The organism is Streptomyces sp. NPDC047853, assembly GCF_043204535.1.
Taxonomy (GTDB): Bacteria; Actinomycetota; Actinomycetes; order Streptomycetales; family Streptomycetaceae; genus Streptomyces.
This window is the reverse complement of sequence record NZ_JBIDCI010000001.1, coordinates 522,392-547,148: the sequence shown is the minus strand read 5'-3', so window position 1 is coordinate 547,148 and position 24,757 is coordinate 522,392. Positions and strand designations below refer to the sequence as shown.

19 protein-coding genes are annotated in these 24,757 nt (G+C 70.6%); 5 read left to right on the top strand and 14 right to left on the bottom strand.

Going from position 1 to position 24,757, the window contains the following annotated elements; all coding sequences use genetic code 11:
• Positions 1–19: 19 nt before the first annotated feature.
• On the top strand, positions 20–1,060 hold the full coding sequence (locus ACGF5T_RS02565; protein WP_366766081.1) for a dipeptide ABC transporter ATP-binding protein: 1,041 nt from the start codon (positions 20–22) through the stop codon (positions 1,058–1,060).
• Between the two features lie 142 nt (positions 1,061–1,202).
• Here ACGF5T_RS02565 and ACGF5T_RS02560 read toward each other — a convergent pair whose 3' ends face one another.
• The 7 genes from ACGF5T_RS02560 to ACGF5T_RS02530 all read right to left on the bottom strand — a co-directional run bounded on the left by ACGF5T_RS02560 (position 1,203) and on the right by ACGF5T_RS02530 (position 12,499).
• On the bottom strand, positions 1,203–2,327 hold the full coding sequence (locus tag ACGF5T_RS02560) for an oligopeptide/dipeptide ABC transporter ATP-binding protein (RefSeq protein WP_366766080.1): 1,125 nt from the start codon (positions 2,325–2,327) through the stop codon (positions 1,203–1,205).
• A gap of 12 nt (positions 2,328–2,339) precedes the next feature.
• Positions 2,340–3,401: an ABC transporter ATP-binding protein gene (locus ACGF5T_RS02555; protein WP_356604236.1), complete on the bottom strand. Its 1,062-nt coding sequence runs from the start codon at positions 3,399–3,401 to the stop codon at positions 2,340–2,342.
• A gap of 10 nt (positions 3,402–3,411) precedes the next feature.
• The gene (locus tag ACGF5T_RS02550; RefSeq protein ID WP_361017797.1) at positions 3,412–4,389 is read right to left on the bottom strand and encodes an ABC transporter permease; all 978 of its coding nucleotides are present in this window, start codon (positions 4,387–4,389) and stop codon (positions 3,412–3,414) included.
• A 104-nt stretch (positions 4,390–4,493) separates the two neighbouring features.
• Positions 4,494–6,305 (bottom strand): ABC transporter substrate-binding protein, encoded by a 1,812-nt coding sequence (locus ACGF5T_RS02545; protein WP_356604232.1) that lies wholly within the window; start codon positions 6,303–6,305, stop codon positions 4,494–4,496.
• A gap of 101 nt (positions 6,306–6,406) precedes the next feature.
• The gene (locus tag ACGF5T_RS02540; RefSeq protein WP_356604230.1) at positions 6,407–7,441 is read right to left on the bottom strand and encodes an ABC transporter permease; all 1,035 of its coding nucleotides are present in this window, start codon (positions 7,439–7,441) and stop codon (positions 6,407–6,409) included.
• 702 nt (positions 7,442–8,143) lie between these two features.
• Positions 8,144–10,051 (bottom strand): translational GTPase TypA, encoded by a 1,908-nt coding sequence (typA, locus tag ACGF5T_RS02535; RefSeq protein WP_356604228.1) that lies wholly within the window; start codon positions 10,049–10,051, stop codon positions 8,144–8,146.
• A gap of 156 nt (positions 10,052–10,207) precedes the next feature.
• Positions 10,208–12,499 (bottom strand): ABC transporter family substrate-binding protein, encoded by a 2,292-nt coding sequence (locus ACGF5T_RS02530; RefSeq protein WP_366766078.1) that lies wholly within the window; start codon positions 12,497–12,499, stop codon positions 10,208–10,210.
• Between the two features lie 335 nt (positions 12,500–12,834).
• Here ACGF5T_RS02530 and ACGF5T_RS02525 point away from each other — a divergent pair, with 335 nt between their 5' ends.
• The 4 genes from ACGF5T_RS02525 to ACGF5T_RS02510 are packed head-to-tail and all read left to right on the top strand — an operon-like array spanning position 12,835 to position 16,691.
• Positions 12,835–13,125, top strand: a complete 291-nt coding sequence (locus ACGF5T_RS02525; RefSeq protein WP_356604224.1) for a hypothetical protein — start codon at positions 12,835–12,837, stop codon at positions 13,123–13,125.
• 28 nt (positions 13,126–13,153) lie between these two features.
• Positions 13,154–13,990 (top strand): hypothetical protein, encoded by an 837-nt coding sequence (locus tag ACGF5T_RS02520; RefSeq protein ID WP_356604222.1) that lies wholly within the window; start codon positions 13,154–13,156, stop codon positions 13,988–13,990.
• Positions 13,990–15,927 (top strand): fumarate reductase/succinate dehydrogenase flavoprotein subunit, encoded by a 1,938-nt coding sequence (locus tag ACGF5T_RS02515; protein WP_356604220.1) that lies wholly within the window; start codon positions 13,990–13,992, stop codon positions 15,925–15,927. Before ACGF5T_RS02520 ends, ACGF5T_RS02515 begins: the two co-directional genes overlap by 1 nt.
• On the top strand, positions 15,924–16,691 hold the full coding sequence (locus ACGF5T_RS02510) for a succinate dehydrogenase/fumarate reductase iron-sulfur subunit (protein WP_356604218.1): 768 nt from the start codon (positions 15,924–15,926) through the stop codon (positions 16,689–16,691). The genes ACGF5T_RS02515 and ACGF5T_RS02510 overlap by 4 nt, the downstream gene beginning before the upstream one ends.
• 23 nt (positions 16,692–16,714) lie before the next feature.
• Here the strand turns inward: ACGF5T_RS02510 and ACGF5T_RS02505 are convergent, their stop codons facing one another.
• The 7 genes from ACGF5T_RS02505 to ACGF5T_RS02475 form a co-directional block, all read right to left on the bottom strand.
• Positions 16,715–17,836 (bottom strand): hypothetical protein, encoded by a 1,122-nt coding sequence (locus ACGF5T_RS02505; RefSeq protein ID WP_366766076.1) that lies wholly within the window; start codon positions 17,834–17,836, stop codon positions 16,715–16,717.
• A 279-nt stretch (positions 17,837–18,115) separates the two neighbouring features.
• Positions 18,116–20,707, bottom strand: coding sequence for a SpoIIE family protein phosphatase (locus tag ACGF5T_RS02500; protein ID WP_366766075.1), 2,592 nt, complete (start codon positions 20,705–20,707; stop codon positions 18,116–18,118).
• Positions 20,708–20,939: 232 nt separating this feature from the next.
• Entirely contained in the window at positions 20,940–21,350 is a 411-nt protein-coding gene (locus ACGF5T_RS02495) for an ATP-binding protein (RefSeq protein ID WP_356604726.1), read from the bottom strand.
• Between the two features lie 139 nt (positions 21,351–21,489).
• Positions 21,490–21,948: a (deoxy)nucleoside triphosphate pyrophosphohydrolase gene (locus ACGF5T_RS02490; RefSeq protein ID WP_366766074.1), complete on the bottom strand. Its 459-nt coding sequence runs from the start codon at positions 21,946–21,948 to the stop codon at positions 21,490–21,492.
• A 109-nt stretch (positions 21,949–22,057) separates the two neighbouring features.
• A complete protein-coding gene (locus ACGF5T_RS02485) occupies positions 22,058–22,249 on the bottom strand; it encodes an SPOR domain-containing protein (protein ID WP_356604210.1) in 192 nt (63 codons plus the stop codon).
• Positions 22,250–22,621: 372 nt separating this feature from the next.
• A complete protein-coding gene (locus ACGF5T_RS02480; protein WP_366766073.1) occupies positions 22,622–23,374 on the bottom strand; it encodes a GntR family transcriptional regulator in 753 nt (250 codons plus the stop codon).
• Positions 23,375–23,521: 147 nt separating this feature from the next.
• Positions 23,522–24,721 (bottom strand): DUF4190 domain-containing protein, encoded by a 1,200-nt coding sequence (locus tag ACGF5T_RS02475; RefSeq protein ID WP_366766072.1) that lies wholly within the window; start codon positions 24,719–24,721, stop codon positions 23,522–23,524.
• Positions 24,722–24,757: the final 36 nt, after the last annotated feature.

Sequence of the window (24,757 nt, the reverse complement as noted above, 5' to 3'; positions counted from 1 at the left end):
GAGACAGGACTTCACCATCATGAGCAACGCGGAAACGCTCCTGGACGTCAGCGGTCTGACCAAGCACTTCCCGATCAAGGGCGGCTTCCCGATCTCGCGCACGGTCGGTGCGGTCCGGGCGGTGGACGGCCTGGACTTCACGGTCCGCGAGGGTGAGAGCCTGGGTCTGGTCGGCGAGTCCGGCTGCGGCAAGTCGACCACGGGCCGGCTGATCACCCGCCTGCTGGAGCCCACCGGCGGCAAGGTCACCTACCGGGGCCAGGACATCACCCACGCGGGGCGACGGGCGCTCGCACCGATCCGGTCCGAGATCCAGATGATCTTCCAGGACCCGTACGCGTCCCTCAACCCCCGCCAGACGGTCGGCAAGATCATCTCCAGCCCGATGGAGATCAACGACATCGACCCGGCCGGCGGCCGCGAGAAGCGCGTGCGCGAGCTGCTGGAGATCGTGGGCCTCAACCCCGAGCACTTCAACCGCTTCCCGCACGAGTTCTCCGGCGGCCAGCGCCAGCGCATCGGGGTCGCCCGCGCGCTGGCCCTGGAGCCCAAGCTGATCGTGGCCGACGAGCCGGTCTCCGCGCTCGACGTGTCCATCCAGGCCCAGGTGGTCAACCTGCTCCAGAAGGTGCAGCGGGAACTGGGCATCGCGTTCGTCTTCATCGCCCACGACCTGGCCGTCGTCCGGCACTTCTCGCAGCGCGTCGCGGTCATGTACCTCGGCAGGATCATGGAGATCGCCGACCGGGACGACCTGTACGACAACCCGCGCCACCCCTACACGCGCGCCCTGCTGTCCGCCGTGCCCGAGGCGACCGTCGAGGACACCCCCCGCGAGCGCATCCGGCTCGTGGGCGACGTGCCCTCCCCGATCAACCCGCCCTCGGGCTGCCGCTTCCGCACCCGGTGCTGGAAGGCGACGGAGAAGTGCGCGTCGGAGGTGCCGCCGTTGGTGCAGGTGGAGGGGAACAAGCCCGGACACCTGACCGCGTGCCACTACCCCGAGACGGATGACGTACCCTCGCCCCGTCTCACCAAGAAGCCCCGGGCGGCCGCCTGACGACACCCCTTTCTGTCGGCACCGCCCGCGGAACGGACTTCCTCGGCCCATTGACCCGAGCCCGGAACGTCCGCTCCAGGGAAACCGAGGGCCCGCGCCTCCCCAGGCGCGGGCCCTCGGTCCGTTCACGGTGCCGGGCGGATCAGGCGGACCGGTCCTTGTCCGTCTCCTCCAGCGCGGCCAGCGCCGGGTCCAGGACGATGTCCTCCTCGCGGGCCGCGATCGTCGGCTCCTCCGGGAAGTGGCAGGCCGTCAGGTGACCGTCGCGGTTGCCGGCGATGCGGACCAGCGGCGGCACCTCGCTCGCGCACTTGTCCTGCGCCTTCCAGCACCGGGTGCGGAAGCGGCAGCCGGAGGGGGGCATGATCGGCGAGGGCACGTCCCCGGCGAGGCGGATGCGCTCACGGCTCTCGGGCTCGTCGACCATCGACACCTCGGGCACCGCCGAGAGCAGGGCGTGGGTGTAGGGGTGCCGCGGCCTGGTGTAGATGGAGTCCCGGTCGCCGACCTCGACCACCTTGCCGAGGTACATGACGGCGACGCGCTTGGAGAAGTGCCGGACGACGGCCAGGTCGTGGGCGATGAACAGGAAGGCGATGCCCATCTCCTGCTGCACCTTCTGAAGCAGGTTCACCACCTGGGCCTGGATGGAGACGTCGAGCGCGGAGACCGGCTCGTCCGCGACGATGAGCTTCGGGTTGAGCGCCAGGGCGCGGGCCACGCCGATGCGCTGGCGCTGGCCACCGGAGAACTCGTGCGGGAAGCGGTTGAAGTGCTCCGGGTTGAGGCCGACCAGTTCGAGCAGCTCGCGTACCTTCGTGTCCCGGCCGCCCGCCGGGTTGATCCCGTTGACCTCCATCGGCGACTTGATGATCGTGCCGACGGTCTGGCGGGGATTGAGCGAGGAGTACGGGTCCTGGAAGATCATCTGGATCTCGGAGCGGACGGGCGCCAGCTGCCTTCGGGAGGCGTGGCTGATGTCCTGGCCCGCGTACTCGATCTTGCCGCCGGTCGGCTCCAGGAGGCGGGTGATGAGCCGGCCCGTGGTGGACTTGCCGCAGCCGGACTCCCCCACCAGGCCGACGCTCTCACCGACGCCGACGGTGAGGTCGACGTCGTCCACGGCCTGGACGGCACCGACCTTCCGTTTGATCGGGAACCCGCCGTAGATCGGGAAGTGCTTGGTCAGACCCTTGACCTTCAGCAGCGTCTCGGGGGACGCGGTGGCGGAGCCCTGCTGTGCGGGGAGGGTGAGTTCGTCGCTCATGTCTCGGTCTCCCTAGCGCAGCCGGGGCTGGATCTTGTCGATGAAGAAGGTCTGTTTCTGTTCCGCCGTCAGGTGGCAGGCCGCCGCGCGTCCCTCGCCGAGCGGCGGACGCTCGGTGCTGCACCGGTCGCCCGGCACCTCGCCCGTGAAGGCGCACCGCGGGTGGAAGGGGCACCCGGACGGGGGGTTCAGCAGGCTGGGCGGACTGCCGGGGATCGGCGTGAGCGCCTGGTCGATGCTGCCGCCGAGCCTCGGCATCGAGCTGAGCAGGCCCCAGGTGTACGGATGGCGCGGTCGGCGCAGCACCTCGGCGGTGCTTCCGCGCTCCACGGCCCGGCCCGCGTACATCACCAGCAGGTCGTCGGCCATGTCGGAGATGACCCCGAGGTCGTGGGTGATGAAGACGATCGCCGACCCGAACTCCTGCTGGAGGTCCTTGAGCAGGTCCAGGATCTGCGCCTGGACGGTCACGTCCAGCGCCGTCGTCGGCTCGTCGGCGATCAGCAGGTCGGGGTCGCAGACCAGCGCCATGGCGATCATCGCGCGCTGCCGCATACCGCCGGAGAACTGGTGCGGGTAGTCGTCCACCCGGGACTGGGGCTGGGGGATGCCGACCTTGGTCAGCATCTCGATCGCCCGTGCCCGCGCCTCCCTCTTGGACGCGCCGGTGTGCTTCATGAAGGGCTCGGCGATCTGCCGGCCCACCGTGTAGTACGGCGACAGCGCGGTCAGCGGGTCCTGGAAGATCATGGCGACCTTGTTGCCGCGGAGCTTCTCCATCTCCTTCTCGGTCGCCGTGACGAGTTCCTTCCCGTCGAGGACGATCTCGCCCTCCACGGTGGTGTTCTTGCGGTTGTGCAGGCCCAGGACGGTCAGGTTGGTGACGGACTTGCCGGAACCCGACTCCCCCACGATGCCGAGGGTCCGGCCGCGCTCGACGTCGAAGGACAGGCCGTCGACCGCCTTGACGATGCCGTCCTCGGTGGAGAACCGCACCCGGAGGTCGCGGACCGAGAGGAAGGACTCCGGCCCGGTCGGGGCCGGCTCGCCTTCGGTCTTGGTCAGAGTGCTCACGGTGATTCTCCTAGCTGAGCCGCACACGCGGGTCGATGTAGGCGTAGGCGAGGTCCACGAGGATGTTCAGGAGCAGGATGAAGAAGGCTCCGAACAGCATCACGCCCATCGTCACCGGCAGGTCCTTGGTCAGCGAGGAGTCCACCGCGAGGCGGCCGATGCCGGCGAGGTCGAACGTGAACTCCGTGACCACCGCGCCGGACAGCAGTGAGCTGAGGTCCATGCCGAGGATCGTGACGATCGGGATGAGGGAACCACGCCACGCGTAGCGGAAGAAGACGTACCGCTGCCTCATGCCCTTGGCGCGGGCGGTGCGGACGTGCTCCTCCTGGAGCTGCTCGATCATGGTCGAGCGGGACATACGGGTGTACTGGGCGGTGAAGATGGTGGCCATCACCATCCAGGGGATGAGCAGGCCGACCGCCCAGGCGGCGGGGTTGTCGGTGAACGGCTTGTAGCTCGGGTTGTCCATGATGCCGGACTGGTACACGAGGATGCCGAGCACGATCGGGCCGAGGAAGTAGATCTGGAACGAGCTCAGGACGATCGAGGCACCGCTGACCAGCTTGTCCGCGACCGTGCCGCGCTTCCAGGCGGCCAGCAGACCCGATCCCAGGCCCAGGACCAGGAAGATGACCAGGCCACCCACCGTCAGGGAGAGCGTCAGCGGGAACCGGTCCATGATCGAGTCCCAGACGAACTCCTTGGTGTCGAAGGACATGCCCAGACAGGGCGCGGAGCAATGCCCCTGGGCGAAGTCACGACCGGTCACGATGCCCGTCATGAACTCCCAGAACTGGGCGGTGATCGGCTTGTCGAGGCCGAGGTTCTCGCGGATCACCGCGATGTTCTCGGGTGAGCAGTTCTTGCCGCAGGACAGCTCGGCGAAGTCCTGGGGGATCGTATAGAACAGGAAGAAGGTGAAGGCGCCGATCAAGAACATGATCACAACAGCGCCGATCAACCTGCGAACGAGGAACTGAAGCATGGCAGGTGGATGCTCTCTTCGGAACGCGGCGGCAGGGCGGGCTTGCCGTCCGCGGGGGTGCGCTCCGCCTGGCGCGCACCCCCGCGGTCAGCCGGGCTGGAGGGCTACGGCTGCTTCAGGAACAGGTCGTTGATGTCGATGTAGCTCGACTCGTTGCTGTACTTGGCGCCGCCGATGTTCGATCCGAAGAGCTGGATCTGCTTCGAGTAGTAGACCGGTGCGGCCGGGTTGATCTCCTCCACGATGCGGCGGTGGGCCTGCTCCCAGGTCTTGGCGGCCGCCTCCGGCTCCTGCGTCAGGGCCTTCTTGATCAGCTCGTTGACCTGCGGGTCGTTGATGTGCGAGTAGTTCGAGGCGCCGTCGGAGACCAGTTCACCGTCGTAGACCGGGGTGATGACCGTGGAGGCGGACGGCCAGTCCTGGCCCCAGCCGGTCATGTAGAGGTCGTACGGGTTCTTCAGCTTGCCGACCTGCTCGTAGAAGCTGGCCCGGTCGATCTCCTTGGCCTGGACGCTGAAGCCGATCTTGGCGAGGGCGTCCTTGATGATGAGCATCTGGGCCTGGCCGCGCGGGGTGTTGGAGTAGGCGTAGGTGAGCTTCGTGCCCTCCTTGACCCCCGCCTCCTTGAGCAGCTTCTTGGCCATCTCCGGGTCGCCGTTCGGCTTCTTGAGCTTGCCGAACGGGTCGTACTTCGGGTCGAAGTTCGGCAGGGTCGGGGCGAGCAGGCCGCCGGCCACCTCGCCGCCGTAGCGACCGCCGTCCGCCTGGACCATGGACTGGTTCGGGATCGCGTAGGTGATCGCGTCGCGGACCTTCTTGTCCTTCATGCGGTCGAGGTTGAAGGTCAGCTGCCACACGTAGGGCTGGTAGCCCTGGATGGTCCGCTTCTTCGCCGACGCGTCGCCGATGACGGCCGACATCTGGGCCGGGTCGACCGAGTCCGTGAACTGGATGGCGTTCTTGGCCTCGCCCTGGTCGGCCATCAGCCGCTTGGTCTGGCTGGCCTGGTCGATGGTGCTGGTGAAGTTGTACCCGTCGACGTACTGGTGGCGCACCGAGTCCGTCTTCGGGTCCCACTGGTCGTTCTTGACCAGCTTCATGGACTTGCCGGGCTTGTACTCGGAGATCTTGTAGGGGCCGAGGGCCGCCGGGGCGTCGTCGTACTTCTCCTTCGTGTCCCGCTTCTCGGGAACGATGGCGTATCCGGCCATGGCGAGGGCCTGCGGGAGGTCCTGGCGCGGCTGGGAGAAGTGGAAGACGACCGTCTTGTCGTCCGGCGTCTCCAGCACCGTGTCCGGCAGGTGCTTGCCCTTGTACGGCCCGTCCGGCAGTGCCTTGCGGTAGTCGTTGCCGGAGAGCCAGGACTGGACGAAGGTCGGACCGTCGAAGATGACCTTGGAGTACAGGCGCTCGATGGTGTGGCGGACGTCCTTCGAGGTGATGGGGTTGCCCTGGTCGTCCTTGATGCCGTCCTTGAGCTTGAACGTCCAGGTCTTGCCGCCGTCGGAGGACTGGCCGGAGTCGGTGGCGATGTCACCGACGACGGTGAGGTTGCCCTCCGCGTCCTCCTGGAAGTTCGTCAGGCCCCGGTGGATCAGGTTGGCGAACTGGCCGGCGTCGCTGACGTAGATCTGCCCCGGGTCCATGTGGGTCAGGTCCGACTGCATGTAGACGTTGATGACCCCGCCGGGCTTCGCGCCGGTGACCTCCTCCGCCGGACCGTTCGACGCCGCGGCGTCACCGTAGGCCACCGGGTCCTGCTGCTGGGCGGCGTCCTTCTGGTCCTTGGCGTCACTCTTGCCTTTGCTGCCGCCGTCACTGTCACCGGAGCAGCCGGTCAGCACCAGGGCGCCGGCCACCATGGCCACGGCTATGGCTCGCGTGGTACGCGTGGTGCGGTTTCTGATGGGCTTCATGATGCCGATCCACCTGCCTGTCGAGAGTTGTCCACGAGTGCTGCCTGACGGTCCGGAAGCCCGGCACGGGGGCGGCAGCTCCCCCACCCACCAATGGACGGTTAGCGTCCGGTCTTGGGGTCGAATGCGTCCCGGACGGAGTCGCCGAGAAGATTGAAGGAGAGGACGAAGGCGACCAGCGCCACGCCCGGGAAGAACATGAACATCGGGTCCTGCTCGTACACGTCGGCGCCGATGGCGAACATGCGGCCCCAGTCCGGGGTCGGCTCGACGAAGCCCACTCCGATGTACGACAGGAAGGCGATAGAGAGGATCGTGCTCGGGAGGATGTAGGTGGCCTGCACCAGGATCGGCGTGACGATGTTCGGCAGGATCTCCTTGCGCACGATGCGCCAGGGAGACGCCCCGGACACCTTCGCCGCCTCCACGAACTCCCGCTCGCGCAGTGTCAGTACGGAACTGCGTACCAGCCGGGCCAGTCCCATCCAGCCGAGGAACCACATCACCAGGGTGATGGCCACGGCTCTCAGGTACGTGGGGGTCTCGTCCTGCGGGGAGACGAACATCGCGGTCACGACGGGCATGAAGGCGATGAAGAAGAGCTGCTGCGGGAAGGCCAGGAAGAAGTCGGTGACCCGCCCCAGCCAGTAGTCCACCCGGCCCCCGAAGAAGCCGCTGACCATGCCGATGACGACACCGGTGAGGACGCAGAGCAGGGTGACGACCACGGCCATGTACAGGGAGGTCCGCATGCCGTAGAGCAGCATGGTGAACACGTCACGGCCGAGCTTGGGCTCCACGCCGAACCAGAAGTCGCCCGACATGCCGCCGAAGGAACCGGTGGGCATGGCGAAGTCGTCCAGCAGGAAGGGGTAGTCGGGCTCCTGTGCGTACAGCGTGTAGGGGTTCTTCCCGTAGACCTTGGCGATGAGCGGTGCCAGCGCCGCGGCCAGGAAGAAGAAGATCACGACACAGGCGGAGACGACCCCGGTCCTGTCCCGTTTGAAGCGCAGCCACATCAGCTGCCCCGGGGACCGACCCTCGTGGCTCTTCTCCTCGACGGCCTTGGCGGGCTCCGGCCCGTCGCCGACGGCGGCCGGCGTTCCGCCGCCCTCGATGTCGATTGGACTTGTCACAGTTCGCCCATTTCACAGGTGTGGGTGTGCCGTACCGGCGACCGGCGCAGGGTGGTGCGCGATCGCGGAACGGATCATGGAGAAGCGTCGGGAGATCCCGGGGAACGGGAGAAACCCGCAGCCGGACGCGCGTAGCCGGAAGCCCGGACGCCGACGGCCGGCCCGCTCCTCAGAGCCGATCGCCGTCCGACGGGGCGCAGCGGGGGGCGACGGACCAAGTGACCCACCTGGTGTTCGTGACACCGCGCATGGGGCTCCTCCTCATGACTCCACGTGTTCACCGACAGGAGGGGGCACACGTCTGTCTTCCGACACCCCTGACGGAAGTTCAGACACCCCCTGGTGCTCGTGAGTCGAGTGCTGTCCCCACAGCACGTGACCCATTGACCCGAGCGCTACGCGGCTAACTATCTGCCATGAGCAGAAGGACCGACCACCGTCTTTAAATCTCAATTCAGTCACAGCTGACAGGTAGATCTTCCAAAATCTGGACAAACTGTTCGGGACGAGAAGGCCGCGAAACGGACGTGTTACATGGCTATCGGGCGCCGATCTCCGTGTTTCGGACACCGGGGAGCGCTCAGAGGGGCCCCCGCGGGCCTCCCGGCCCCGGAAAACCGGTTGAAAAAAGCCCGGGCACCCCCAGTGATGGGGGTGCCCGGGCTTCCCGTGCGCGCCGGCCGTACGCCGGCGGCGGGTGGATCAGCCGTGCTTGGCGCGGCTCGCGGCGCGGGCGCGCTCGCGGGCGTCCAGGTTCACCTTGCGGATGCGAACGGCCTCCGGGGTCACCTCGACGCACTCGTCGTCGCGGCAGAACTCCAGGGACTGCTCCAGGGAGAGCTTGCGCGGCGGGACGATCGCCTCGAACGAGTCGGCCGAGGACGACCGCATGTTCGTGAGCTTCTTCTCCTTGGTGATGTTGACGTCCATGTCGTCGGAGCGGGAGTTCTCGCCGACGATCATGCCCTCGTACACCTCGGTGCCGGGCTCCGTGAAGAGCACGCCGCGCTCCTGGAGGTTCGTCATCGCGAACGCGGTGACGGCACCGGAGCGGTCGGCGACCAGCGAGCCGTTGTTACGGGTCGTGAGGGTGCCGAACCAGGGCTCGTGGCCCTCGTGGATGGAGTGGGCGATGCCGGTGCCGCGGGTCTGGGTGAGGAACTCGGTACGGAAGCCGATCAGACCGCGGGACGGCACGACGAACTCCATGCGGACCCAGCCGGAGCCGTGGTTGGACATGTTGTCCATCCGGCCCTTGCGCACGCCCATGAGCTGCGTGACCGCGCCCATGTGCTCCTCGGGCACGTCGATCGTCATGCGCTCGACCGGCTCGTGGACCTTGCCGTCGATCTCGCGGGTGACGACCTGCGGCTTGCCGATGGTCAGCTCGAAGCCCTCGCGGCGCATCTGCTCGACCAGGATGGCCAGCGCCAGCTCACCACGGCCCTGCACCTCCCAGGCGTCGGGGCGCTCGGTGTCCAGGACGCGGAGCGAGACGTTGCCGATCAGCTCGCGGTCGAGGCGGTCCTTGACCTGGCGGGCGGTGACCTTGCGGTCCTTGACGACCGCCTTGTTGTCCGCGCCCTTGCCGGTGGCGCCGCGGCCGACCAGCGGCGAGGTGTTGGTGCCGATGGTCATGGAGATCGCGGGCTCGTCCACCGTGATCAGGGGCAGCGGGACCGGGTTCTCCAGGTCGGCCAGCGTCTCGCCGATCATGATGTCCGTGATGCCCGCGACCGCGCAGATGTCACCGGGGCCGGCCTTCTCGGCGGGCTTGCGGGTGAGCGCCTCGGTCATCATCAGCTCGGAGATGCGCACGTTGCTGACGGTTCCGTCGCGCTTCATCCAGGCGACGGTCTGGCCCTTCTTCAGCTCGCCCTGGTGGACGCGGAGCAGGGCGATGCGGCCGAGGAAGTTGTCGGCGTCCAGGTTGGTCACGTGCGCCTGGAGCGGGGCGTCCTCGTCGTAGGTGGGGGCCGGGATGTGCTCCAGGATGGTGGAGAAGAACGGCTCCAGGCTGGTGGAGTCCGCCGGCACCGTGCCGTCCTCGGGCTTGGTGAGGGAGGCGATGCCGTCGCGGCCGCAGGCGTAGACGATCGGGAACTCGATCTGCTCCTCGTCGGCGTCCAGGTCGAGGAAGAGGTCGTAGGTCTCGTTGACGACCTCGTCGATCCGGGAGTCCGGACGGTCCGTCTTGTTGATGCACAGGATGATCGGCAGCCGCTGCTGGAGCGCCTTGCGCAGCACGAAGCGGGTCTGCGGCAGCGGGCCCTCGGAGGCGTCCACGAGCAGGACGACACCGTCGACCATCGACAGGCCGCGCTCGACCTCGCCACCGAAGTCGGCGTGGCCGGGGGTGTCGATGATGTTGATGGTGATGACGTCGCCGCCATCCTTCGGGTGGTACTTCACCGCCGTGTTCTTCGCCAGGATCGTGATGCCCTTCTCACGCTCCAGGTCGTTCGAGTCCATCATGCGGTCGTCAACGGAGTCGAGCTGGTGCGCGGCGAAGGCACCGGCCTGCTTGAGCATTCCGTCGACGATGGTGGTCTTGCCGTGGTCGACGTGGGCGACGATGGCGACGTTGCGGATGTCGTGGCGCGTGGCCATATTGAGGCGTACTCCCGGAGATGTGAGGACGGCCCTTGCGTACGTCCGTGTCACGCGGGCCTGCCGGGCGGTACATGCCACGGCCTCACCCCATGGTACGGGGCCCCGAGGGCTGCGGCTTGCCGGGGCGGGGGCGCACCGGCCCGGGGCGCCAGGTCACGACGTGGGGCTCGCCGGGGCCTCGGCGCCGGCGGACCCCTTCTTCAGGAAGCCCATGTCCTCGTGGACGGGGGTCTCGAAGCCGAAGGCCCCCGCGTTGGCGAGGTTCTTGCGGGCCGCCACCAGCTGGGGACGCTGGTAGAGGGGGATGGAGCCGGCCGCCGCCCAGATCCGGGAGTCGGCCTTGCGGAGCAGCGCGCGGGCCTCCTTCTCGTCCAGCGTGGCCATGGCCTGGTCGAAGAGCTGGTCGACCTGGTCGGTGCCGACCCGGGTGTAGTTCTGCGCGACGTTCAGGGAGCCGTCGGCGGCCGGGACGGGCTTGGCGTAGACGGGGCGGGCGTCGGTGGCGGGGTAGGCGGAGGCCGGCCAGGAGTAGAGGGCCAGGTCGTACTCGCCGGAGGCGACGTGGTCCTTGAAGTAGTTCTCGTCCGGGACCTTGGTGATGTCGACGCCGATGCCGATCTTCTTCAGCATGTCCGAGATGCGGTCGGCCACGGTGCGCAGGGCTTCGGAGCCGGGGCCCGAGGGGAGCACGAAGCGCAGGGTGAGCGCCTCGCCGTCCTTGGCGAGCGGTGCCACCGCGGACCCGGCCGGGGCGGCGGTTCCCTTGGGCGCGTAGGCGCCGGGAGCGCCTCCCTGGGCGGTGTTCCTGCCGCTGCTGTGCTTCTCGCCGCTCTCCTGGTCGGTGGCGCCCCCGTCGCTCTCGCCGCCGTCGCTCTTGCCGCCGTCGTTCTTGCCGCCGTCGTTCTTGCCGTCCTCGCCGACGATGTACGTCCCGTCGTCGCCGCCCTCGGACTTCTCACCGTCCTCGCCGTCACCGCCGTCACCGCCGGTCCCGGGCTTCTCGGCGCCGGCCGCCTTCTCGCCGGCCTCGCTCTCCTTCACCGGCCCGCCGGGCTCCCAGCCGGCGTCCGCGAGGAGCGCCCGGGCCTCCTTGGCGTTCTGCTCGCCGAGGGCGCCGCTGCCGTCGGCGTAGACGGCCTGGCCGGACAGGGCGAGGTGGCTGCCCACGGGCTCGGTGGGCAGGCCCAGCGGCTTCAGCACCGCCTCGGCGAGCGCGCCCCGGTCCAGGGCGCGGGCCACGGCCCGGCGAACGCGCTCGTCGGCGAGGGGTCCGTCGGCGCCGTTGAGGGCGAGCTGCGTGTAGGCGGGCTCCAGCGACTTGCGGACCTCGAAGCCGCTCAGGGCCTTCTGCCGCCGCTCACGCTTCGCCTCCGCCTTGCGCCGCTTCTCACGGGCGAGGACCTCCTCCTCCGCGGCCTCCTCGTCGGAGCCGTTGGCGATCGCCCACGAGCGCAGGGCGGCCGCGGCGGACCTGCCCTGCGGTCCCGCGTGCGGCGACGCGTCCGAGCCCGCGGCCGGTGTGCCGTCCGGGCCCATGAGGGGGGTGCCGGTCGCTGCGTCCCCGGCGGGGGCGGCCAGGCCGACCTGGTCGGCGGTGTCCGGGTCGATCTCGGCCAGGTCGAGCTTCCCGGCGACCAGCTCGGAGACCCGCTTCTCGCGCGGTACGGCGCGCAGCACGATCTCGTCGAGCTTGGCCTGCTCCCCCCACCAGCGCGGGTTGCCGGTGAGGACGACCTCGTCGGCCCCGGTGTCGACCTTCTTCAGGGCGAAGGGGCCGGCGGTGGTCTTCAGCTTGCGCCGCGCCCCGTCGTTGAAGGCGTCGGGGGTGCCCATGACGTCCTTCGGGTACAGGGGCGTGAACAGGGACTTCCAGTCGGCGTAGGGCCTGCTGAAGGTGACCTTGACCTCCAGGTCGCCGGCGCCCCGCTCGATCTTCTCGATGCGGTCGTAGCCGGCGTTGCGGGCGGTCCAGTAGGCGCTGTCCTTGCCCGACAGCGCGCGCCACTGGGCGGCGAAGTCGGCGGCGCCGATCTCCCGGCCGTCGCTCCACACGGCCTGCTGGTTGAGCTTGTAGACGACGACCTGCTTGGGCTCGGTCCCGACGACCTTCGCCGACTCCAGGTACTGGGGGTTGCGCACCGGGCGGCCGGTCTCGTCCATCCGGTACATCGAGGGCAGCACGGCCTGCGCGACGCGGGCCGTGGTGGCGTCGGCGTCCGACTGGAAGGTGTTGAGGGTGGCCGGCACGGAGTCCACGGCCCAGCGCAGAGTGCCGCCGTCGGCGATCCGGGTGCGGGCCGCGGAGGCGACGTCCTGTTCGGCGAGCGGCTTGCCCGACGGGTCCTCGGAGCTGCAGCCGGCCAGCGCGGGGACCGCGAGCACGCTCGCGGTGAGGAAGGCGACCGAGCGCGTGACCGCGCGCGGACCGACGCCGACGTGAGACATCTCTGCTACCTCCGGAAGGCCGCGGGCGCGGTGATCGCCCAGACGGCATATGCGTTACTGGCGCGATATGCGGTATTTGGAGTTGATCATTTGTATCCGGACAGGGATGCGGCCACTGAAGAGGAAACGGTTCGGCGACGCTGGGAGACACGGCGGCGACGGCGCGTAAGCCCACCCGTGCGGCGCAACGCCACCCCCGACGCACCGACACGCCCCGGCCAATCGCTGCACGTCCCTTCCCAGCGACAGGTGTGACGCGCGACACTCTCAGGCGCACGAACGTCACCACCCAGGGCCGGCCCGTGCCGAATGTCGGGCGGAAACGAGGTCACGTCATGTCCGTGCACGACGACCTGTCATCCATCCAGCGCAGCCTCGACGACCTGTCCCGGACGGTGGCCCGGCTGGAACAGCGGCTGGGCGCCGGCGACCTCGACGTCCGCCGGGTCCGCACCGACGCCGACCACCTGCGGGAGAGCCTCGCGCTGCTGCGCGCGGCGGCGGCCGCACCGGACGCGCCCAGGCGTCCGGACCTCGTCCCGATCCCCGACACTCCGTACGACGGTTCCCTGTGGACGGACTCGGACGACGAGGGACTCGGCGCCCGCTACCGCCGCGCCCCCTGAAACCGCCCCGACCGACCGGAGTCGCCCCGTGGCCACTGGTACGGAACCGCCCGACACCGACCCTCATCCCCGGGGCGGCGGCGTCCACACCCCGACGCGCGCCGCCATCCGCGCCCCGCACCTGCGCACCGACCGCTGGTGGCTGGCCCCGGCCGCCACCGCCGCCGGCCTGCTGGCCTTCGTCGTCTACTCGACCTGGCGGGCCTTCGCGGGCACGGACTACTACGCGGCCCCCTACGTCTCGCCCTTCTACTCCCCCTGCCTGGCGGAGAACTGCGAGCCGATGCGCTCCGGGCCCAACTGGGAGATCTTCGGCAGCTGGTGGGGCATCTCGCCCGCGATCGTCATCCTGGTCTTCCCGCTCGGCTTCCGCCTGACCTGCTACTACTACCGCAAGGCCTACTACCGGGGCTTCTGGGCCTCCCCGCCGGCCTGCGCGGTGGCCGAGCCGCACAAGAAGTACACCGGTGAGACCCGCTTCCCGCTGATCCTGCAGAACGTCCACCGGTACTTCTTCTACGCGGCGCTCGCGGTCGCGGGCATCCTCACCTACGACACGGTGCTGGCCTTCCGCGACGAGCACTACGCGTGGGGCCACATGGGCGTGGGCACTCTGGTGTTCCTCGTCAACATCGTGCTGATCTGGGCGTACACCCTCTCCTGCCACTCCTGCCGGCACATCGTCGGCGGCAAGCTCAAGCACTTCTCCCGGCACCCCGTGCGCTACCGCGCCTGGCGACTGGTCGGGTGGCTCAACGCCCGCCACATGCTGCTGGCGTGGGCGTCGCTGGTGAGCGTGGCGCTCGCCGACTTCTACGTGTATCTCGTCGCGTCCGGTGCCTTCGACGATCCGAGGTTGTTCTGATGTCCGTGGTCGACCGGCAGGAGTGGGACGTCGTCGTGGTGGGCGCGGGCGGCGCGGGACTGCGCGCCGCCATCGAGGCCCGCGAGCGGGGCGCCCGTACGGCCGTGATCTGCAAGTCCCTGTTCGGCAAGGCGCACACGGTGATGGCCGAGGGCGGTATCGCCGCGGCGATGGGCAACGCCAACGCCGGGGACAACTGGCAGGTGCACTTCCGCGACACCCTGCGCGGCGGCAAGTTCCTCAACCAGTGGCGGATGGCCGAACTGCACGCCCAGGAGGCCCCGCAGCGGGTGTGGGAGCTGGAGACCTGGGGCGCCCTCTTCGACCGCACGGAGGACGGCCGCATCTCGCAGCGCAACTTCGGCGGTCACGAGTACCCGCGCCTCGCCCACGTCGGCGACCGTACGGGTCTGGAGCTGATCCGCACCCTCCAGCAGAAGATCGTCGCCCTCCAGCAGGAGGACCACCGGGAGACCGGCGACCACGAGTCCCGCCTCAAGGTCTTCCAGGAGTGCACGGTCACCCGCGTCCTCAAGGACGGCGGCCAGGTCTCCGGCGTCTTCGGCTACGCCCGCGAGACCGGCCGCTTCTTCGTGCTGGAGGCGCCCTCGGTGGTGATCGCCACCGGCGGCATCGGCAAGTCCTTCAAGGTGACGTCGAACTCCTGGGAGTACACCGGGGACGGGCACGCGCTGGCGCTGCTGGCCGGGGCTCCGCTGCTGAACATGGAGTTCGTGCAGTTCCACCCGACGGGCATGGTCTGGCCGCCGTCCGTCAAGGGCATCCTCGTCACGGAGTCGGTGCGCGGCGACGGCGGGGTGCTGCGGAACTCGGACGGCAAGCGGTTCATGTTCGACTACGTCCCCGACGTCTTCAAGGACAAGTACGCCGTGACGGAGGAGGAGGCCGACCGCTGGTACGACGACCCGGACCACCATCGGCGCCCACCCGAGCTGCTCCCCCGCGACGAGGTCGCCCGGGCCATCAACGCCGAGGTGAAGGAGGGCCGGGGTTCTCCGCACGGGGGTGTCTTCCTCGACGTCTCGACCCGGATGCCGGCCGAGGTGATCAAGCGCCGGCTGCCCTCCATGTACCACCAGTTCAAGGAGCTGGCCGATGTCGACATCACCGCCGAGGCGATGGAGGTCGGCCCCACCTGCCACTACGTGATGGGCGGCATCGCCGTCGACTCGGACACGGCCGCCGCGCGCGGGGTGCCGGGGCTGTTCGCGGCCGGTGAGGTGGCCGGGGGCATGCACGGCTCCAACCGGCTCGGCGGCAACTCGCTCTCCGACCTGCTGGTGTTCGGGCGCCGGGCGGGGTGGCACGCGGCCGAGTACGCGGGGGGACGGGAGGGCGGGTCGCGGCCCCGGGTGGACGACGTACAGGTCGACGCGGCGGCCGCGGAGGCGTTGCGGCCGTTCTCCGCCGAGACGGGCGGACCGGGCGGCGGCCCGCCGGAGAACCCGTACACCCTCCACCAGGAGCTCCAGCAGACGATGAACGACCTGGTCGGCATCATCCGCCGCGAGCCGGAGATGAAACAGGCGCTGGAGAAACTCGCCGAGCTGCGGGTACGGGCCCGCCGGGCCGGCGTGGAGGGGCACCGGCAGTTCAACCCGGGCTGGCACCTCGCCCTGGACCTGCGGAACATGCTGCTGGTCAGCGAGTGCGTGGCGCGGGCCGCGCTGGAACGCACTGAGTCGCGCGGCGGGCACACCCGCGAGGACCATCCGTCGATGGACCGCCGCTGGCGCCCGGTCAACCTGCTGTGCACGCCGGCCGACCCGGCGGGCGGCCCGGCGGCGACGGACCCGGAGCGCGGCCAGATCACCCTGGAACGGCAGACCACCGAGCCGATCCGGCCCGACCTGCTCGCCCTCTTCGAGAAGGAGGAACTGGTGAAGTACCTCGCCGAGGAGGAGCTGTCCGGATGAGCGGCTACGAGGCCCGCTTCAAGGTGTGGCGCGGTGACGTCGAGGGCGGCGGCCTGGAGGACTTCAGCGTCGAGGTGAACGACGGCGAGGTGGTCCTCGACATCATCCACCGCCTCCAGGCCACCCAGGCCCCCGACCTCGCGGTCCGCTGGAACTGCAAGGCGGGCAAGTGCGGTTCCTGCTCGGCGGAGATCAACGGGCGGCCGCGGCTGCTCTGCATGACCCGCATGTCCGTCTTCACCCGTGAGGAGACGATCACCGTCACGCCCCTGCGCGCCTTCCCCGTCGTCCGCGACCTGGTGACGGACGTCGGCTTCAACTACACCAAGGCCCGCGAGATCCCGTCCTTCGTCCCGCCCGCCGACCTCGGTCCGGGCGAGTACCGGATGATGCAGGAGGACGTGGACCGCTCGCAGGAGTTCCGCAAGTGCATCGAGTGCTTCCTGTGCCAGGACACCTGCCATGTCGTCCGCGACCACGAGGAGAACAAGCCGGCCTTCGCGGGGCCCCGCTTCCTCATGCGCGTGGCCGAACTGGACATGCACCCGCTGGACGCCGCCGACGAGACCGGCCTGGACCGCGGGCGCACGGCCCAGGACGAGCACGGCCTCGGTTACTGCAACATCACCAAGTGCTGCACGGAGGTCTGCCCCGAGGGGATCAGGATCACGGACAACGCGTTGATCCCGTTGAAGGAGCGGGCCGTGGACCGTAAGTACGACCCGCTCGTCTGGCTGGGGTCGAAGATCAGGCGCCGGAGCTAGCGGACCGGCGCCGGCGGCCGGAGCTAGCGGACCCAGCCCTCGCGGTACTCCTTCCAGTTCGTCTCGGTCGCGGCGAAGTCGATGTACGGGGCGACGCCGAAGAGTTCGCGGTCGGCGTCGGTCCGGGAGAGGCCGAGGCGGGCGCCCCGCACGGCGGCGGCGACCGTCTCCGCATGACCCCAGTGGTCGAAGTTGCTCTCGTGGTAGAAGGGCAGGCCGATCAGCAGGTGGGTCGTGGGCGGGGTGACCTCCAGGGCCAGCGAGGTCTGCTGGGCGACGTAGCCGCCGTAGGTGCCCTCCAGCGGCTGGGCGGTGTCGTAGGTCATCACGGCGATCTGGTCGACGCGGCGGGCAACCTGGCCGAAGAACTCCTGCGACCACCACTTGGGATGCTCGGTGAAGACGCCGAAGACGGTGTGCAGGGCCGGGAGCGGGTCGATCTGGTGGGCGGCGACGGAGAGCCGCGCGCCCCGGTCCCGGGTGACGGCGCGCACGTCGTCCAGCAGGGAGAGGTAGTCCCAGTCCCCCGAGTGCAGCGGCTCGAGGTCCAGGTGGACCCCGTCGTACCCGGCGTCCAGGACCTGGCGGGCGGAGCCGACGACGGCGGCGCGGGTGGCGGCCTCGGCCAGGCGCATGCCGTCGGGTCCCTCGGTGGCGAGCACGTCGCCCAGGAAGGCCTGGACGCGGACGCCGGGCAGCTCCCGGTGCACGGCGTCGATCAGCCACGCGGCCTTCGGGTAGCGCGCCTCGGGCAGGGTGCCGTCGTGCTCCATCGGTCCGGTGTGGACGTACAGGTCCCGGATGCCGGTGGTCCTCAGGCGGCGGGCGAGCGCGGCGAGGTCCGCGTCGTCCTTGCGGCCGTCGACCCAGGCGTGGCCGAGCCACATCGCGTCACGGTTCCTGGTGTACGTGCCGTCGGCGGGGTCGCCCAGGTAGTTGACGCGCAGGGCCGCCTCGGCGGTGAGGAGGGGCAGGAGCAGGATCACGAGTACGGCGAGGACGGTGCGGCGGGCGCGGCGGAGCCGTCTCTTCCTTCTCCCCCGGGTCTCCTCGGCGCCTGCGGCCTCCGGCGCGGTGGACTCCCCTCCGCCCGCGGCCTCCGGCGCGGTGGTCCGCTGTTGCGTGCTCGACTCCGTGTGGTCCACGGGCTTCCCCTCCCTGTCGCCCGCCCCCGGGTCGCGACGGCCGCTGCGTCCCCCTACGCTCCGCAGGTGACGTCATTCGTCGGGTGCGACCGGTCGTGGCCGGTGTTGCCAGCGTGGACGACTCGAACCGGTGTTCCGGTTGCGGTGGGGGGCGGGCCGTGGTGATCTCGGCCGACCTGGTGCCGCCTCTGGTCACGGCCGGGGCGGCCCTGCTCCTGGCCGCCCGCGGGCACGCGCGCCGCATCCGGCGGGCCCGGACCCGTACGACACCCGGCCGGGTCAGAACAGGCTCAGCAAGGCCTCCGCCGGGTCGGTCAGCCGGGTGTCCCCGCCCGGCAGGGGCAGCTCGAACCACACCGTCTTGCCGCGCGGCGTACGGCGGGAGCCCCAGGCCGCGCTGAGCAGGCCGACCAGTTGGAGGCCCCGGCCGCCCTCGTCGGTGTCGCGGGCCCGGCGCCTGCGGGGCTGGACCAGGCCCGCGTCCCAGACCTCGCAGACCAGGGTGCGGTCGAGGAGCAGACGGAGTCTGATCTCCCCCTCCCCGTACCGCAGGGCGTTGGTGACCAGCTCGCTGACGAGCAGTTCCGTGGTGTCGACCAGTGGCTCCAGGTCCCAGGCGAGCAGCTGGGCACGGGCGTACTCACGGGCCCGGCCGACGCTGCGCGGCTCGCGCGGCAGCGTCCAGTCGCCGACGGACTCGCTGGGCAGGCCCTGGACGCGGGCCATGAGCAGGGCGATGTCGTCCTCGCCGTGGTGGCTGCCGAGGGTGTTGAGGACCTGGTCGCAGACGTCCTCCAGTGGGAGCGTGGGGTCGGTGAGGGCCCCCACGAAGGCCTGGAGGCCCTCGTCGAGGGGGTGGTCGCGGCTCTCGACCAGGCCGTCGGTGTAGAGCGCGAGCAGGGCTCCCTCCGGCAGTTCCACCTCCACCTCCTCGAAGGGCTCCCCGCCGACGCCGAGCGGCAGGCCCGGCGGCACGTCCAGCATCAGCGCGGGCTCGCCGGGCTCGACGAGGACGGGCGGCAGATGGCCCGCGTTGGCGAAGGTGCAGCGCCGGGTCACCGAGTCGTAGACGGCGTAGACGCAGGTCGCCAGGTACACCTCGGAGAGGTCGGCCTCGCGGGGGCGGCGGGCGGCCCGGGTCGCCTGCTGGACACCGCCCGGGGCGCCGAGGCCGCGGGCGATCTCGTCGAGCTGGGAGAGCACCTCGGCCGGTTCGAGGTCGAGCTGGGCCAGGGTGCGCACGGCGGTGCGCAGTTCGCCCATCGCGACGGCGGCGCGCAGCCCGCGGCCCATGACGTCGCCGACGACCAGTGCGGTGCGGTGCCCGGGGAGTTCGATGACGTCGAACCAGTCGCCGCCCACCTCGCTGGGCCGGCCGGTGGCGGCGTTGCCGGGCAGGTAGCGGCAGGCGATGTCGAGGCCGGACGCCTCCGGGTCGCCCGGCGGGAGCAGGGAGCGTTGCAGTATCAGGGCGCGCTCGTGCTCGCGGCGGTAGAGGCGGGCGTTGTCGATGCAGACGGCGGCGCGCGCGGCCAGCTCCACGGCCAGGTCGCGGTCGCGGTCCCCGAACGGCTCGCTGCCCTTGGTCCGGGCGAACTGCGTCAGCCCCACCACGGTGTCGTGGGCGACCATCGGTACGGCCAGCGTGGACTGCACGAGGCTGCCGTCCTCGGCGGGGACGACGCGCGGGCGGGCCGTGCGCAGCGCGTCCGCGCAGGGCGAGGTGAACGGGTAGTGGTGGACGGCGCCGAGCTTGACCCGCTCGCCGGCGCCCTGGAACGGGGCGTCGGAGACGGCGCTGGAGAAGGCCACGCGGCGCAGTTCCCCGCCGCCGTCGGCGAGGCCGGGCGGGGTCTCGTCACCGGCCAGCAGACCCTGGTAGAGGTCGACGGTGGCCAGGTCGCAGAAGCCGGGGACGACGACGTCGAGCAGCTCGCGGGCGGTGGTCTCCAGGTCGAGGGAGTTGCCGATGCGGGCGCCCGCCTCGTTGAGGAGGGCGAGGTTGCGCCGGGCCGCGGCGGCCTCGCGGGCGGCCTCGCGCCGGGCGGTGATGTCGGTTCCCAGCCAGGCGACGCCGATGGGCCGGCCGGAACCGCTGTGCACCCGGTACAGGTTGACGGACCAGTGGCGGCGTTCGTCGGACCCCGGCGAGAAGCCGGTGACGTGCATGTCGGTGATGGAGTCGCCGGTCTCCAGCACCCGGCGCAGGGTCGCCGAGACCCGCTCGGCCTCGGCGCGCGGCAGGTAGTCGTGGACGCCCTTGCCCCGGTGGTCGTCGGGCGTGCCGCCGAAGACGGAGGCGAACCGCTGGTTGGCGCGGCGCACCCGGAGGTCGGGGTCGATCAGCAGGAAGCCGAACGGAGACTGGCCGAAAATGGCCTGCGAGGCGGCGAGGTCGGTCTCGATGCTGCGCAGGACGCGGACGTCGACGACGATGCAGACGGCCGCCTTCTCGCCGTCCTCGGTGCGCGTCGGCATGACGTACACCTCGGCGAGGCCGCGCTGTCCCCGTCGTGGTTCCCGCCGCTCACCCTCGGGGCCGGTCCGCGGCGCCCGGAAGGGGACCACGCCGGTCCACTCCCGTCCGTCGAGGATCTCGGCCATCTTGCGCTGGCCCCGCTCCCGCAGGTCGGGGTCGACGAAGGCCTCGATGGGGTCGGTGCCCACGGCGTGCTCGGCCGGGATGCCGAGCAATTGCTCCGCACGCAGGCTCCACTGGTCGACGAGTCCGTCGGGGCCGATGGAGAAGGAGGCGACCTTGATGTAGTCGTAGATGGAGCCGGGCGGGCTGCTCTGCCACACCGCGTCACCGAACGGCGCACCGTCCGACGGGCCCTCGGACTCCGTGGCCCTCGCTGGTATCTCGCTCACGCGAACCGTCCCCTCCAGCTCACCGCGTCCGGCACCGGTCACCGGGGGCGGCTGCCCGCAGTATCCAGCACTACGGCGCCGCACGACACGGTGTTCACGATCACAGCACGGTCCCGATGCTTTTCGGTCCGGACCGTGACAACACTTCCAGTCTTCTAACCAGCGGACACGCCATCGAATCACGCATTTCGACAACGGCCGTCGACCGTACGGGAAACGCCCTGTCACCCGCTCATCGGGGTACCGCGAGTTCGAACCACACCGTCTTGCCCACCTCACCGGGCCGGGTACCCCAGCGCCGGGCGGAGGAGGCCACCAGCTGAAGGCCCCGGCCGTCCTCGTCCCCGGGTCCGGCGACGCGCTCGCGGGGCGGGTCCGGGAGCGGGTCGGAGACCTCCACCAGCAGGACGCCGACCGGTCCGGCGGGCCGGTGCTCCAGACGGACGCCGATGGGTCCGGTGGCGTGCCGGAGCGCGTTGGTGACCAGCTCGCTGACCAGCAGTGCCGCGATGTCGCCGGCGCTGTCGAGATCCCAGCCGTGCAGCGTGCGGCGGACGAGCGAACGGGCGGTCCGCACGGCGTCCGGCGCCGCGGGGAAGACCCACTCGGCACATCCGCCTTCGCTGTCGATCACGCCGATCACTTCCCCGGCCGGCACCCCCGCCGCACCCTTGTCCGTTTTCGCGGGGTTAATGGGCACATACCCGGTATTCGGGCCCCGGTACCGCCCAGGAGGGCGCACTGTGGCACCGACGGCGCACGGGAAGCTCGCGTCGACCCGTTCACGCACCCCGCGTGTCGGCGGCCGCCAGTCCGAGATGCCCGAGCGCCCGCTCGACCGCCGGTACGTCCTGGTCGAGCCAGGACACGTCCCAGATCTCGGCGGGGGTGAGCCAGCGGAGCTCGTCGTGGTCCTCCAGGGGCTGCGGGGCGGCGGAGCCGGGAAGGAGGCGCGCGGTCCAGACCTGGAGGACGAGAGGGGGACGGAGGGGCCACTGGCCGGGGACCCGCTCACCGGGTTCGACCGTCACGCCCAGTTCCTCCCGCAGCTCGCGCACGAGGGCCGCCTCCGGCGTCTCGCCCGCTTCCACCTTTCCGCCCGGCAGCTCCCACCGCCCGGCCAGCTCGGCCGGGGCGCTGCGGCGTGCGGCCAGCAGGCGTCCGCCGTCGACCAGGGCGGCGCCCACCACGATGCGCTCCGTGCGTTCCACCTGTTCCGTGCGTTCCGTGCGTTCCGTCATACGCCGGAGCCTACGGCCGACGCGAGGGGCGCCCCGGTGGCGCCGGCGCGTTCCGTGAGACGCCGGTGCCCGCGGTCGTTCCCGCGGGCGTCCGGTGGCGCCGACGCGGTCAGTCGGCCGCGCCCGTGCCGTTCACGCCGAGTTTCTCGACCCAGTAGAGCTGCTTGTGCCCGCGGTCGTCGAGGGTGTCCGCGATCTTCTGGGCCTCGGCCCGGGTCGCGTACCGGCCCACGCGGTAGCGGTTGCCGTTGTCGTCCTGCCGGAAGACCAGCCAGGGAAGAGTGACCGTGCTGTCGTTCATCGCGTCCCTCCACTTCCCGTCCGCGGCACGCCCCGCGCCCCGCCCGTCAAGGAATCCCCGTTCCGCATATGCCCGACCCTACGCCTAACCTTCACGCAGCGAATACGGCTTTGCACAAAGAGGTACGCAACCAGCCAGAACGCAGGGGGCGCACGATACGGAACGCGCCCTCCCGCACCGGTCGGCTCCGGTCGGGAGCATGCCGAAGGGGGCGGGGGCGACCTGCGGGAACGACCGAATCATGACGCCCCGCACCGGCGGCGCGGGGGCCCGGGGACCGGCGTGGGCCCGGAGAAGGGGCGCGGGAGGCGCACGGGAGGCGTGCGCCATCTCACACTCCCCTGGCGCGCGTGAACTCCCCCAGCGGCGCCGCTATTTGACGGGCAGGTGGTACGCCACCCGGTACCGGTCGGCCGGGACGACCACGTCGGCGGTCTCCACGGCACGGCCCGAGGCGTAGAACGTGCGCTGCACGACGAGGACCACGTGCCCCGGGACGCCCCCCAGGGCGAGCAGTTCCTCCGCGAGGCCGGGGCGGGCGCCGACCTCCTCGGTCACGTTGTCCACGACGACGTCGATGGCGGCCATCCGCTCGACGACGCCCATGCCGCCCAGCGGCCCCTCCTCGGGCAGCATCACCGGCGTCCGGCCGGTGAGGTCCAGCGGCTCCCAGGAGGTGGAGAGCATCATGGCCTCGCCCGCCTCGCGGAAGACGTACCGCGTGCACATCACCCGGTCGCCGAGCTTGATCCCGAGCCGCTCGGCGACGACGCCGCTCGCCTCGGCCTGCTCACTGCGCGACTCCCACGTACCGCGCGTCTCGCCGTCGGCCTGCTCCTGCCGGAAGGGGGTGGCGCCGCCGGCCGGGCGGAATCCCGAACGGGCGATGCGGCGCGGTACGGGCACCTCGCGCACGTACGTCCCGGAACCGGAACGCCCCTCGACCAGGCCTTCGGCCATCAGCACCTTGCGCGCCTCCAGGGCGACGGTGTCCGAGACGCCGTACTCCTCCCGGATACGGGCCTGGGAGGGGAGGCGGGTATGGGGCGGCAGCAGGCCGTCGGCGATCTTCTTGCGGAGATCACCCGCGACACGCAGATACGCCGGCTGCTCACCGAATGTCACTGGCCGCTCCCATCAGGTTGTACAGACAGCAACAGCGTGGCAACCGTGGGTTGTCCCAGGCAAGCAAAGGCCAAAGAATCACTCGATGTGATGACTTGTGGGTGCGGAGGGCTTTACGCAGGCACTTTCTCCCCGCTATGGCGGCTGTCACACCTCCTTGCCGGGGGTCTCTCCCCCACCGCCGCCGTCCTCCTCGTAGACGGGCGGGGTGGTGTCGAGGGCCAGGGCCTTGCGGGCGGTGACCGTCGCGTCGGACTCGATGAGCCCGTAGGCCTTGTCGAGGTGCTCGTAGTACGTGTCGGCGTCGGCGGCCTCGGACGCCAGGCGCCATTCCTCCCGCGCCGCCTCCAGATCGCGGACCAGGTCGGAAACCGGCTCCTCGGCGTCGGCGGACCAGCCGTGTCCGCGCAGGGTCGAGGTCTCCTGGGCGAGCGCCTCGGACACCCGGCCGGCCCAGAACCGGTACCCCGCCAGATCGTCCTCGACGGCCTCCGCCGCGGGGATGCCGTCCATGGCACGGTTCAGGAACCCCTCGCCCACTAGGTAGGTGTGCTGGTCCGGGTCCAGGCCGGTGCCGTCGTTGCGCAGCGAGCCGGTCAGCGTGCCCTGCTCGTCGGCGTTGCCGAACAGGCAGGTGATCTCCCGGTCGCCCGTGCGCCAGCTCTCGGAGGTGGGGGTCAGGTAGTACACGTCCACGTCGGCCGGCAGGGCCCACCGGTCCATGGCGTAGGTGTCCTGGAGGGCGTAGCACCGCTCGTCGGCGGAGCGGGTGATCTCCTCGTCGCCGGGGAAGGCGCCTCCCGGCAGGTCGAAGGAGGCGAACACCTCGCCGTCGTGTTCCTCCTGGCAGCGCACCCGCTCCACGTCGTACGTCACGCCCCGCAGGGAGCCGCTGGGCGTGGTGAAGCACTGGCCCTTCTCGAGCGCGTAGGCGGTCCCCTCGCCCCGCGCGGCCTCCCTCAGGCCGTCCCAGAAGTCGCCGACGGCACCCGTGGAGAGCGTCACCGCCCACAGGGCCAGGCCCACGGAGGACAGTACGGAACCGGCCACCGCGAGCCCCTTGCCCCGCTCACCCCGCTTCCGGATCCGGGCCAGCGCGATCAGGCCCAGGACGAGTCCGAGCGCGGGCACGCAGCACAGGACGCCGAGCACGAACGCGGCGACGGCGGGACCGCTGACGGGCGGCTGCCGGGGGTACGCCAGGTAGGGCTGTCCCCAGGCACCGCCCGGGGGTGGGGGCTGCTGCGGGTACGGGCCCTGGGAGTACTGGCCCTGGGAGTACTGGCCCTGGGGGTACTGCCCCTGGGACCACGGCCCTTGGGGGCCGGGCGGCGGCGGTATGGACACGGGTGCCGTGCTCCTGTTTCGGGCGGTGACGCGAAG

What these genes read in the sequence shown, in the direction of transcription:
- ACGF5T_RS02565 (WP_366766081.1), top strand. Translation starts at nt 20, where the DNA reads ATGAGCAACGCGGAAACGCTCCTGGACGTCAGCGGTCTGACCAAGCAC.
- ACGF5T_RS02560 (WP_366766080.1), bottom strand. Translation starts at nt 2,327, where the DNA reads ATGAGCGACGAACTCACCCTCCCCGCACAGCAGGGCTCCGCCACCGCG.
- ACGF5T_RS02550 (WP_361017797.1), bottom strand. Translation starts at nt 4,389, where the DNA reads ATGCTTCAGTTCCTCGTTCGCAGGTTGATCGGCGCTGTTGTGATCATG.
- ACGF5T_RS02545 (WP_356604232.1), bottom strand. Translation starts at nt 6,305, where the DNA reads ATGAAGCCCATCAGAAACCGCACCACGCGTACCACGCGAGCCATAGCC.
- typA (WP_356604228.1), bottom strand. Translation starts at nt 10,051, where the DNA reads ATGGCCACGCGCCACGACATCCGCAACGTCGCCATCGTCGCCCACGTC.
- ACGF5T_RS02530 (WP_366766078.1), bottom strand. Translation starts at nt 12,499, where the DNA reads ATGTCTCACGTCGGCGTCGGTCCGCGCGCGGTCACGCGCTCGGTCGCC.
- ACGF5T_RS02525 (WP_356604224.1), top strand. Translation starts at nt 12,835, where the DNA reads ATGTCCGTGCACGACGACCTGTCATCCATCCAGCGCAGCCTCGACGAC.
- ACGF5T_RS02515 (WP_356604220.1), top strand. Translation starts at nt 13,990, where the DNA reads ATGTCCGTGGTCGACCGGCAGGAGTGGGACGTCGTCGTGGTGGGCGCG.
- ACGF5T_RS02510 (WP_356604218.1), top strand. Translation starts at nt 15,924, where the DNA reads ATGAGCGGCTACGAGGCCCGCTTCAAGGTGTGGCGCGGTGACGTCGAG.
- ACGF5T_RS02490 (WP_366766074.1), bottom strand. Translation starts at nt 21,948, where the DNA reads ATGACGGAACGCACGGAACGCACGGAACAGGTGGAACGCACGGAGCGC.
- ACGF5T_RS02485 (WP_356604210.1), bottom strand. Translation starts at nt 22,249, where the DNA reads ATGAACGACAGCACGGTCACTCTTCCCTGGCTGGTCTTCCGGCAGGAC.